Source organism: Citrobacter sp. R-1.5.2, from assembly GCF_035064245.1.
Classification (GTDB): domain Bacteria; phylum Pseudomonadota; class Gammaproteobacteria; order Enterobacterales; family Enterobacteriaceae; genus Citrobacter.
The window spans coordinates 304,985-316,619 of record NZ_JASEYC010000004.1 but is presented as its reverse complement, the minus strand read 5'-3'; the positions used below and the strand labels follow the sequence as shown (position 1 = coordinate 316,619).

Here is an 11,635-nt window from a genome sequence, read left to right as displayed (position 1 = left end):
GACTCGTAAATCAACGGAGATCCTGACAGGTAAAGTTATGCAAAAATCGGTCTTAATAACAGGATGTTCCAGTGGTATTGGCCTGGAAAGTGCGCTTGAGCTTAAACGTCAGGGTTTTCGAATTCTGGCTGGCTGCCGCAAACCTGAGGATGTCGCGCGCATGAACGGTATGGGATTCACCGGCATATTGCTGGATCTCGACTCACCAGAAAGCGTGGATCGCGCCGCCGATGAGGTGATCGCCCTGACCGATAACCGTTTGTATGGGATCTTTAACAACGCAGGATTTGGCGTTTACGGCCCACTGTCCACCATCAGCCGCGAGCAAATGGAACAGCAGTTTTCCGCCAACTTTTTTGGCGCTCATCAGCTCACTATGCGCCTGCTACCCGCCATGTTACCTCATGGCGAAGGGCGTATTGTGATGACCTCTTCAGTCATGGGATTAATTTCCACACCAGGGCGAGGCGCGTATGCCGCCAGCAAATATGCGCTGGAAGCCTGGTCCGATGCGCTACGGATGGAACTTCGCCATAGCGGAATTAAGGTCAGCCTGATTGAACCCGGCCCCATTCGCACCCGCTTTACTGAAAACGTCAACCAGACCCAGAGTGATAAGCCCGTCGAGAACCCCGGTATTGCTGCTCGGTTTACATTGGGTCCGGAGGCCGTTGTCACCAAAGTGCGCCATGCTTTTGAGAGCGACAAACCCAAATTGCGTTATCCCGTTACGCTGGTGACCTGGGCTGTGACGTTTCTCAAACGCCTGCTCCCGGGCCGCGCAATGGACAAAATTTTACACGGCTGAGTTGAAGCCTGCTCGTCAGCCCCCATGTAGAAACAAATAGACGAATAGAGAGTGACTCCATGTCCGCACAAAATATTGTCAATATTAACGAATCAAATCTGCAGCAGACCCTTGAATTGTCGATGACCACCCCGGTCCTGTTCTATTTCTGGTCTGAACGTAGCCAACATTGTCTGCAATTAACGCCGGTACTGGAGAGCCTTGCTGCACAGTACAACGGCCAGTTTATTCTTGCCAAGCTGGACTGTGACGCCGAACAGATGATCGCGTCTCAGTTTGGTCTACGCGCAATTCCAACGGTTTACCTGTTCCAGAACGGTCAGCCGGTCGATGGCTTCCAGGGACCGCAGCCGGAAGAGGTTATCCGCGCACTGCTTGAAAAAGTATTGCCGAGTGAAGAAGAGCTGAAAGCACGCCAGGCAATTGAGTTTATTGAAGCGGGTAACCACGCCGACGCCCTGCCGCTGTTGAAAGAAGCGTGGCAAATCTCCAACCAGAGCAGCGAAATTGGTCTGCTGCTGGCGGAAACGCAAATTGCGCTGAATCGTACTGAAGATGCTGAAGCTGTACTCAAAACCATCCCATTGCAGGATCAGGATACCCGTTATCAGGGGCTGGTCGCGCAAATTGAACTGCTGAAGCAGGCGGCTGATACACCAGAAATTCAGCAGTTACAGCAACAGGTTACGAATAACCCACAGGATGCAGCACTGGCAACGCAACTGGCTATTCAATTGCACCAGGTTGGACGTAACGAAGAAGCACTGGAACTCCTGTTCAGCCATTTGAAGAAAGATCTCGCGGCGGCTGATGGTCAGGCACGTAAGACCTTCCAGGAGATCCTCGCTGCGCTAGGTACCGGTGATGCGCTGGCGTCAAAATATCGTCGTCAGCTGTACGCACTGTTGTACTAATCCGTTTCATTTTGCCCGATGGCGCTGTGCTTATCGGGCCAACAAATACCACTCTCGTAGGCCGGATAAGCGGTAACCGCTATCCGGCATCACATCACGGTTTCTTTAATGGTGTCACCACCAACTGGTGGCGTGAATTATAGAACTTCCGATAGGTTAAATAGCAGGCGATAATGGTCGACAGGCTGGCGGTAGAGAGCAGCATAAACGTCACCATAATCTGATACTTAATCGCTTTTACCGGATCGATACCGGCAAAGATCAATCCTGACATCATCCCCGGTAAACTTACTAACCCGACGGTTTTTGCGGAATCGATCGTTGGGATCAGCGATGCGCGAATACTGTCCCGAATAAGCGGCGCGGACGCGACTTTCGGAGAAGCGCCGAGGCTTAATTTCTCCTGAATTTGCTGCTGCTCACTGCTAAAGCGCTGCCCCAGGTTGTTGTAACATAACCCGACGGCCACCATCGCATTCCCGGCGATCATGCCGGAAATCGGGATCACTTGCATCGGTGCAAACTCGATGGAGCCTGACAGCACCAAGACGGCCAGCGTGACCCCCGCCCCCGAGGTAATAGCGATAAATGAGGAGATAAAAGCCTTATCAATATATTTACTGCGTTTTTGCGCGTTATATGCGGCGTTAAAGCAGATAAACAGCACCATCACTAAGGTCAGAATGCTGTGGTTCACGCCGAAAATATATTTCAGCACGTAGCCTACGATAATAAGCTGGACAACCGCCCGGCAAACGCTCCAGAGAATATCTTTTTCCAGTGCCAGTTTTTCTTTATGGCTGATCAGCATCGCCACCACCACCAGCATCATCGCTAACGCCAGTGACTCATTGGTAATATTATGCTCATTCATTGCTTACTTCCTGCATTTCTCCGGCATGCGGCTGAAGGATAATGACATTATCCGCATGATTAATTTCATCTTTGTCGTGCGTCACCCATAGCACAGCAATATTCTTATCGCGCACATAGCGGTGAATTAGCTCATTCACATTCCGTTTGTTGGCTTCATCCAGCGCGCTGGTTATTTCATCAAGCAGCAGGATTTTCGGCAGAAACTGCAAATTGCGAATCAATGAGATACGCTGTTTTTCGCCGCCGGACAGCTCATTGATGTTTTTTTTGAGGATTGCCTCGGGTAACTCAAATCGGGCCAGATCGGCCAGAAACACATCCGAATCCGGACGTTTATCGCGAATTTGCCAGGGAAAAATAAGGTTGTCGTAGACGGTATCACCAAACAAAGCGGGCGTTTGTGCGCAATAGGAGACCTGCTGACGATATGCTTCCGGCTTGAGGGTCGTTATCTCCTTGCCCTCAAAGATAATCTCACCCGCGCTCGGGCTAATTAACGACGCGACAATTTTCAACAACGTGCTTTTACCGCAACCGGACTGGCCGGTAATCAGCTTAAATTCTCCGGCATTAAGATTAAAACTGATGTTATTAAGAATTTTCGTTGTTCCCGCCTGCCAGGCGACATTCTTTAACTGAAGCAGCATTCTGCTTTCTTCCATTACCAATCCCTTTTTTACCTCTTTCGTGCAGACAGTCTATCCCTGTAATTTATTATAGGGGAGCCCACCTTGATAAATCGGGTATAATTTGATTAATCAGGCAGTAAAGGACAGCACAACAGGAGGTTTCATCGATGCTCATTTTTATTCCTATTCTTATTTTTGTCGCACTGGTCATCGTCGGTGCGGGCGTGAAAATCGTCCCGCAGGGATACCAGTGGACGGTGGAACGTTTCGGGCGTTACACCAAGACCCTGCAACCGGGGTTAAGTCTTGTTGTGCCATTTATGGACCGAATTGGTCGTAAGATCAACATGATGGAACAGGTTCTTGATATTCCGTCGCAAGAGGTCATCTCCAAAGACAACGCTAACGTTGCCATTGATGCCGTGTGCTTTATTCAGGTCATCGACGCGCCAAAGGCGGCGTATGAAGTCAGCAACCTGGAACTGGCGATCATCAACCTGACCATGACCAACATCCGTACCGTTCTTGGCTCAATGGAACTCGATGAGATGCTCTCCCAGCGCGACAACATCAATACGCGCTTGCTGCATATCGTTGATGAAGCCACCAATCCCTGGGGCATCAAAATTACCCGTATCGAGATCCGCGATGTTCGCCCACCGGCAGAGCTTATCGATGCGATGAACGCGCAGATGAAAGCAGAGCGTACCAAGCGTGCCTACATTCTTGAAGCCGAGGGTATCCGTCAGGCGGAGATCGTCAAGGCCGAAGGTGAGAAACAGTCGAAAATCCTGAAAGCAGAAGGTGAACGCCAGTCCGCTTTCTTACAGGCCGAAGCACGTGAACGTTCAGCGGAAGCGGAAGCTCGTGCAACGCAGATGGTATCTGAAGCCATTGCCGCTGGGGACATTCAGGCTGTGAATTACTTTGTGGCACAGAAATACACCGAAGCGCTGCAACATATCGGTTCGTCGAATAACAGTAAAGTGGTGATGATGCCGCTGGATGCCAGCAGTCTGATGGGTTCCATCGCCGGGATCACTGAGCTGATTAAGGACAGCGCCAGCGAACGGAAAAAATCATGATAGCGATGATCCTGGTTCACCCACATATCTTCTGGCTTAGCCTCGGGGGCCTGCTATTGGCCGCCGAGATGCTGGGCGGTAACGGTTATCTGCTATGGAGCGGTGTAGCGGCGGTGATAACCGGGCTGGTTATCTGGCTCGTACCGCTCGACTGGGCGTGGCAGGGAGCAATGTTCGCCGTATTAACACTGCTGGCGGCCTGGTTGTGGTGGAAATGGCTGGCGAAGCGCGTGCAAGAGCAGAAACCGGCCGACAGTCATCTTAATCAGCGCGGACAACAGTTGGTTGGCCGTCGGTTTACACTGGAAACCGGGCTGGTCAATGGTCGCGGGCATATGCGCGTCGGCGACAGCTCGTGGCCCGTCAGCGCCAATGATGACTTAAGCGCCGGAACACACGTTGAAGTGGTTGCCGTTGAAGGCATTACTCTGGTAATCAAAGCCGTATCACCATAAAACAGACAGGAAATAAGACTATGGTCAGGAAGACACCCCTCGCCTTTGCCCTTTTCACACTACTGGCAGTCGCTCCTCAGGCGTTTGCCTCATCAGATATAGAAGATTGCAAATGGAGCGATGACCACTGTCTGCTGAAAGGCACGCCTACCTTCAGCCCCGGAAACGACAGCCGTGATAACCTGCTACGACTGCTGAGTCAGGAGAAATCGTTCGCCCTGCCGATACAGGCGATGCCTGAGGATATCACCCGCTCCCGTGATTTCTATTTCGCTTATCACCCGCAGTGGGATGACATCACGTCGCCCGCAGCCGCAGCCCCGGAGCAAAATGCTGACGACACGCTAACCCGGCAAATGGCTGAACTGCACATCAGCGCGGATGAGGTAATCCGCAATAGTGATGATCTCGAAAACCGCCACGTTTCGAATAATATGAGCAGTGCCAGTCAATTCTTTGCCGCGCTGCTCGCCGATACCTCGTTGACGGTTGAACAACGCCAGGCTCTGGCGCAAGCGCGGATGGGGCTGTTGTCCGGCGCAACCCGTGAGCAGATTGATGCCTCATTGACTACTCTGCCTGTGGATTCCAGTGCCCAACGCTATAAAACGTACCTGATTGCCGCCGCCAATTTCTATGCCGGTGATTATGTGAATGCCGAACAAGCGTTTACTCAGTTGGCGAAAAGCGATCGCCCATGGCTGGCAGAAACGGCGCAGTACATGCTAATGCGCACAGCACTGAATAAAAGTAGTCAGAACAGCGTAGGTGAATACGGTGATTTTGATATCGCCAGAATTAACCACCAGGATGCCGCTCAGGCACAGACACAGGCGCAAGCCTATCTGCATCGCTGGCCGCAAGGCCAGTACGCCGATTCGACGCGCGGTATGCTGCGGCGTATCAACTGGTATTTACAAGCCTGGCCACAGCTGGCCGGACTGTATGAGCAGGCTCTCGATACGTCGGCCAATGCGCAGCAGTTGCGTGAGACCGTGACAGAATACGATAACGTCTACGGTATGCAATTCTATGATCAATCCGTAATTGAAGCCTTTCCTGATGCCCCCCGCGTGAGCTATATCGAACTGTTACGCGCACTGCGTCTGAATAGCGATAAAAAACCCACGCTGACCCAGGCGCAACTTGATGCGAGCAAGCCGGTATTTGAACAAAGCCAACACATGCCGCTGTGGCGCAATTTGCAGCTGAATTTATGGATGGCGGCGGGCAACTACGCGGCCATTGTTCAGGCAGTAACCCCGGCCCAACAACTTTCCGCACACGATACGCTCGCGTTTAGCGAACAGGTGCTGTACGGCGAAGCGTTGATGGGCCAGAAGAATTGGACCGCGGCACGTGATTTCTGGCAGCAGCTGCTGAAAGTGAGCAAAGATAACGAGCAGCAGCAATATGTACAGGCCAAGCTGGCGGCTACGCTGGTTTACAGTGGTGACAGCGCGGCGATATTCGCCCCGGACAGTGCGGTAACCAATCTGCGTTTCCGCTCTCAGGTGCTGAAAACACAGGCAACGCCTGAACTGCTACGCCAGCAAGCTACCCATGGGCCTAACAATGAAGAGCGCACAATAGCCCTGCATACTTTGCTGGTTCGGGATCTTACCGAGAACCGTTTTGCAGACTGGTTGAATGACCGAAAACTGGCCCGAGCCATTAGCCAACCGGTTGTTGGCACTGCATTTGATGACGTCAATCTGAGCGTGTTTGACTGGAACGGTGATGCCGCTCAGGCCGGCTATACCTGCCGCAGCCTCAATGAAACGGTCACGGTATTAAGCCACAAAGCCGATGATGCCCACGCGCTGAACTGTCTGGGTGAGTTCTTCCGTACCACACAAACCCATGTCGATCTGTGGAAGAACAGTAGCGGTAACGATGTGCTGGAAGTGGCCATTACGCGACAGGAGCCGTTCGGCCAGTTCGACAGGCAGCGCTATTACCAACAGGTTATCGCGTCCCCAACAGCGGAAGTCGAGGATAAAAGCTTTGCGCTGTATCGGGCCATCATGTGCTACTCCCCGTCAGGTTATAACGAATGCGGCGGTGAAGACGTGGATAAATCACAGCGAAAAGACTGGTTCGCGCAGTTAAAGACGCAGTATCCGGGAAGCCCGTGGGCGCAAAAACTCAAATACTATTGGTAATTGCGCTGCTGGTCGGTCAGGCACAGGCGGCGGATATCGTCGCCGCCCGTGACCATTCGGCCTTCTGGCTGTGGTCCGGGGTGAAAGCCAGTGCTGAACTGCAAAATGCGCAAACGGTCTATCTGCATCAGGGCGAGGTGCTGGTTCGATCGGGTAACGTGGTTTTCCAGCGTCTGGGACTGCCAGTCAGTCGTCTGACTTTTCCCTCAATCTGGCTGACGGTCCGCTTTACCACGCTCGACGTACCGGAGGAGATTCCTGCCCGAATCATACGGCTGATGCAACGCTGGCAGAGCGCCGGCAACCACGTCGTCGGCCTGCAGGTCGATTTTGACGCGGCGACCCACCAGCTTGCTGATTACGCCCGTTTTCTGCACCAATTGCGTCAACAGTTGCCGCCAGAGTTTGCGCTTGGCGTGACAGGTCTGCTGGACTGGGCAAAAACCGGGGATGTCGCCACGCTAAACGCACTGGCGGTCGATGAACTGGTGGTGCAGAGCTATCAGGGGCGTCAGACGGTGGCAAATTATCAGGCGTATCTGCCTGCACTCGCCCGTCTGCGTATTCCGTTTAAGCTGGGGCTGGTGCAAAACGGTAGCAGGGACCTGCAGGCTGAGGCTCAGCTTGAAAAATCCCCGTGGTACCGTGGCACAGTGGTGTTTATGCTCAATCCCTCTCGCCGTTAAGCCTTTGCTTTGTGATGGCAGCAGCCGGAGAGATTATCCATGATCGGGCATTCGGCGCTATCATCACCAGGGCAACTGTCCGCCAGCGCCAGCAAATGCAAGCGCATGGCCTGCAGCTCGCTGATATGCCGCTCGATGTCCGCCACTTTTTCTAACGTGCGCTTTTTGACATCCGCGCTGTGACGCGCCGGATCGTTAAACAAATTGACCAGCTCACCACACTCTTCCAGGTTAAAGCCAACCTGCCGCGCCTGACGCAACAGCGTCAGTTCATTCAGATGCTGCTGGTTGTATGTGCGATAGCCGTTTTCGCTACGTAGTGGCGGCGTCACCAGACCTTTTTCTTCATAAAAGCGTATCGCTTTACTGGTTAAACCGGTTTTTTTAGCAACATCGGATATATTCACATCTTCCCCCTTGACCTTCCCCTTGATGGAAGGTTTAACCTTTATAACAGTTAGTCAAAACGACTGCTAAGGTCAACGTTTACCGACCAATCATAGAGGAAATTTGTTATGTCTCAAACTATCGATCTGACTCTGGACGGTCTGTCCTGTGGTCACTGCGTAAAACGCGTTAAAGAAAGTCTCGAACAACGCCCGGACGTGGAACTCGCGGATGTCACGGTGACAGAAGCCCATGTCACCGGTAGCGCCAGTGCCGAGGCGCTGATCGAAACCATCAAACAAGCCGGTTATGGCGCGGAGTTAAGCCACCCAAAGGCTAAACCGCTGGCGGAGTCATCAATCCCGTCGGAAGCACTGGCAGCGGTCCCCCCTGAGCTTCCGGCAGCTACGGCTGAAGAAGATGATAGCCAACAGTTGCTGTTAAACGGCATGAGCTGCGCCAGCTGTGTCTCCCGCGTACAAAATGCGCTGCAAAGCGTACCGGGTGTCACGCAGGCACGGGTAAACCTGGCGGAGCGCACTGCGCTGGTAATGGGCAGTGCATCCGCCGCAGATTTAGTGCAGGCGGTGGAAAAAGCCGGCTATGGCGCGGAAGCGATCGAAGACGACGCTAAGCGTCGCGAACGCCAGCAGGAAACCGCCGTGGCGACCATGAAACGTTTTCGCTGGCAGGCGGCGGTTGCGCTGTTGCTGGGTGTCCCGGTCATGGTATGGGGCATGATTGGCGATAACATGATGGTGAGTGCCGACAACCGTAGCCTGTGGCTGGTCATTGGTCTGGCAACACTCGCCGTGATGGTCTTCGCAGGCGGTCATTTCTACCGCAGCGCATGGAAAAGCCTGATGAACGGCACCGCGACCATGGATACACTGGTCGCGCTGGGCACGGGGGTCGCCTGGCTCTATTCCATGAGCGTAAACCTCTGGCCGCAATGGTTCCCAATGGAAGCGCGGCATCTCTATTATGAAGCCAGTGCCATGATTATCGGTCTGATTAACCTTGGCCATATGCTGGAAGCACGCGCCCGCCAACGCTCTTCCAAAGCGCTGGAAAAACTACTCGATTTAACACCGCCAACCGCACGTGTCGTGACCGATGACGGTGAAAAAAATGTGCCGCTGGCCGATGTACAGGCAGGTATGTTGCTACGTCTGACTACCGGCGATCGCGTTCCGGTAGATGGCGAAATCACTCAGGGCGAAGCATGGCTGGATGAAGCCATGCTGACCGGGGAGCCGATTCCGCAACAAAAAGGCGAAGGCGATAGTGTCCACGCCGGTACGGTCGTACAGGACGGCAGCGTGCTGTTCCGCGCCAGTGCCGTCGGTAGCCACACGACGTTATCGCGTATTATTCGCATGGTGCGTCAGGCGCAAAGTAGTAAACCGGAGATTGGCAAACTGGCTGACCGCATCTCTTCAGTATTCGTTCCGGTGGTGGTCGTTATTGCGCTGGTTAGCGCAGCTATCTGGTACTTCTTCGGACCGGCGCCACAAATTGTCTATACGCTGGTGATTGCCACTACCGTTTTGATTATTGCCTGCCCTTGCGCACTGGGTCTGGCGACGCCGATGTCGATTATTTCCGGTGTAGGGCGCGCCGCTGAGTTTGGCGTACTGGTACGCGATGCCGATGCGCTGCAGCGCGCCAGCACGCTCGATACCATTGTGTTTGATAAAACCGGGACGCTGACTGAAGGTAAGCCACAGGTTGTCGCCATCAAAACGTTCGGCAATATCGACGAAGCACTGGCTGTTCGCCTGGCAGCCGCCCTTGAACAGGGTTCCAGCCATCCACTGGCCAGGGCGATTCTGGATAAAGCGGGCGATGTTACGCTGCCGCAGGTCAATGGTTTCCGTACGCTGCGCGGTTTAGGCGTCAGCGGGGAAGCTGAAGGCCATACGTTATTACTGGGTAACCAGGCACTGCTCAACGAACAGCACGTTGTTACCACCGAAATGGAAGCCGAGATCACGGCTCAGGCTTCCCAAGGGGCAACCCCGGTGCTGTTAGCCATTGACGGGCAAGCAGCAGCCTTGTTAGCGGTACGTGACCCATTGCGCAGCGACAGCGTGGCAGCGCTTCAGCGTCTGCACCGCGCCGGCTATCGTCTGGTGATGCTCACCGGCGATAACCCCACGACGGCCAATGCCATTGCCAAAGAAGCAGGTATTGATGAGGTGATAGCCGGCGTACTGCCAGACGGTAAAGCGGAAGCAATTAAACGTCTGCAGAGCCAGGGACGTCAGGTCGCCATGGTCGGTGACGGCATTAACGATGCCCCTGCCCTGGCACAGGCCGATGTGGGTATTGCAATGGGCGGAGGCAGCGATGTGGCGATTGAGACCGCTGCGATCACGCTGATGCGTCATAGCCTGATGGGCGTTGCGGATGCGCTGTCTATCTCGCGGGCAACGCTGCGTAATATGAAGCAGAACCTGCTCGGCGCATTTATCTACAACAGCATCGGTATCCCCGTTGCCGCCGGGATTCTGTGGCCGTTCACCGGAACCCTGCTGAACCCGGTCGTTGCCGGAGCTGCGATGGCGCTCTCTTCTATTACCGTGGTGAGCAACGCCAACCGACTGCTGCGCTTTAAACCGAAAGAGTAACTCTTTGCCAAACGGCACTTTCGTTTATCCGGCCTACAAAAAGTAAGTGATAATGTAGGCCGGATAAGACGATTTTGCGTCGCCATTCAACGATTCACGGATTGCACCTTCCTGGACCACGCGCTAGCATGGAAGTCTACTCAAGGGAGGCCGTATGGATTTGTTATACCGGGTAAAAGCATTATGGTCTGCACTGCGCGGTAACCATTATACCTGGCCGGCCATCGATGTCTCTTTGCCTGGCAACCGCCATTTTCATCTGATTGGCAGTATTCATATGGGTAGCCGGGGTATGGCCCCTCTGCCTGCCAGGTTACTGAAAAAACTCAGCCGCGCTGACGCACTGATTGTCGAAGCCGATGTTTCCGGTGACGATGCACCGTTTGCCAATCTTCCGGTTTTTGCTGCGCTGGAAGAACGCATCAGCGAAGAGCAGTTGCGCAACCTGCAAAAAGTTTCTGGCGATCTTGGTATTTCCCCCTCCCTGTTTTCGACTCAACCCCTGTGGCAAATAGCCATGATCTTGCAAGCCACGCAGGCGCAACAGCTGGGATTACGGGCGGAATATGGCATTGACTACCAACTGCTCAAAGCGGCTAAACAGGCGCAAAAACCCATTATTGAACTGGAAGGCGCTTCCAGCCAAATCGACCTGTTATGCCAATTGCCTGATAACGGTTTGGCTTTGCTCGACGATACCCTGACACACTGGCATACCAACGCCAGGTTGCTGCAACAAATGATGGGCTGGTGGCTTGAATCACCACCACAAAATGGCGAACTCACATTACCCAACACATTCAGCCAGTCGTTATATGACGTACTCATGCACCAGCGTAATGAGGCATGGCGGGACAAACTCAAGGCAATGCCTGCGGGTCACTATGTGGTCGCTGTGGGCGCACTGCATCTGTATGGGGAGGGAAATTTACCGGAGATGATGCGATAAAAAAATGGCCAATATTTCTATTGGCCCGTCAAAGAGGAATTTCATCAT

The 11,635-nt window shown here is 53.6% G+C and carries 11 protein-coding genes; 8 read left to right on the top strand and 3 right to left on the bottom strand.

Translation table 11 applies throughout. The features are described 5' to 3' along the window. The first annotated feature begins 37 nt into the window (after positions 1-37). Positions 38-808 (top strand): SDR family oxidoreductase, encoded by a 771-nt coding sequence (locus QMN38_RS10715; protein WP_323605034.1) that lies wholly within the window; start codon positions 38-40, stop codon positions 806-808. Positions 809-867: 59 nt separating this feature from the next. Continuing rightward, positions 868-1,722: a co-chaperone YbbN gene (locus tag QMN38_RS10710; RefSeq protein WP_271441941.1), complete on the top strand. Its 855-nt coding sequence runs from the start codon at positions 868-870 to the stop codon at positions 1,720-1,722. A 94-nt stretch (positions 1,723-1,816) separates the two neighbouring features. On the opposite strand, the gene fetB is transcribed toward QMN38_RS10710, so the two are convergent. Beyond that, on the bottom strand, positions 1,817-2,596 hold the full coding sequence (gene fetB, locus QMN38_RS10705; RefSeq protein WP_271441940.1) for an iron efflux ABC transporter permease subunit FetB: 780 nt from the start codon (positions 2,594-2,596) through the stop codon (positions 1,817-1,819). Next, on the bottom strand, positions 2,589-3,260 hold the full coding sequence (gene fetA, locus QMN38_RS10700; RefSeq protein WP_271449459.1) for an iron efflux ABC transporter ATP-binding subunit FetA: 672 nt from the start codon (positions 3,258-3,260) through the stop codon (positions 2,589-2,591). The genes fetB and fetA overlap by 8 nt, the downstream gene beginning before the upstream one ends. 134 nt (positions 3,261-3,394) lie before the next feature. Between fetA and QMN38_RS10695 the strand changes: the two genes are divergently transcribed. The 4 genes from QMN38_RS10695 to QMN38_RS10680 are packed head-to-tail and all read left to right on the top strand — an operon-like array spanning position 3,395 to position 7,618. Beyond that, positions 3,395-4,312 (top strand): SPFH domain-containing protein, encoded by a 918-nt coding sequence (locus QMN38_RS10695; protein WP_005125227.1) that lies wholly within the window; start codon positions 3,395-3,397, stop codon positions 4,310-4,312. Next, positions 4,309-4,767 carry an NfeD family protein gene (locus QMN38_RS10690; RefSeq protein ID WP_137384593.1) on the top strand — a complete coding sequence of 153 codons (459 nt, stop codon included), beginning with the start codon at positions 4,309-4,311 and terminating at the stop codon, positions 4,765-4,767. The genes QMN38_RS10695 and QMN38_RS10690 overlap by 4 nt, the downstream gene beginning before the upstream one ends. 20 nt (positions 4,768-4,787) lie before the next feature. Then, on the top strand, positions 4,788-6,932 hold the full coding sequence (locus QMN38_RS10685) for a PA5441 family protein (RefSeq protein ID WP_323605033.1): 2,145 nt from the start codon (positions 4,788-4,790) through the stop codon (positions 6,930-6,932). Further along, positions 6,902-7,618, top strand: coding sequence for a DUF3142 domain-containing protein (locus QMN38_RS10680; protein ID WP_323605032.1), 717 nt, complete (start codon positions 6,902-6,904; stop codon positions 7,616-7,618). Before QMN38_RS10685 ends, QMN38_RS10680 begins: the two co-directional genes overlap by 31 nt. Here QMN38_RS10680 and cueR read toward each other — a convergent pair. Then, complete coding sequence (gene cueR, locus QMN38_RS10675; protein WP_126318972.1) at positions 7,615-8,025, bottom strand: Cu(I)-responsive transcriptional regulator; 411 nt, start codon at positions 8,023-8,025, stop codon at positions 7,615-7,617. The genes QMN38_RS10680 and cueR overlap by 4 nt on opposite strands. A 108-nt stretch (positions 8,026-8,133) precedes the next feature. On the opposite strand from cueR, the gene copA reads away from it, so the two are divergent. Next, entirely contained in the window at positions 8,134-10,638 is a 2,505-nt protein-coding gene (gene copA, locus QMN38_RS10670) for a copper-exporting P-type ATPase CopA (protein WP_323605031.1), read from the top strand. A 154-nt stretch (positions 10,639-10,792) separates the two neighbouring features. Then, positions 10,793-11,587: a TraB/GumN family protein gene (locus QMN38_RS10665; protein ID WP_271454010.1), complete on the top strand. Its 795-nt coding sequence runs from the start codon at positions 10,793-10,795 to the stop codon at positions 11,585-11,587. Positions 11,588-11,635: the final 48 nt, after the last annotated feature.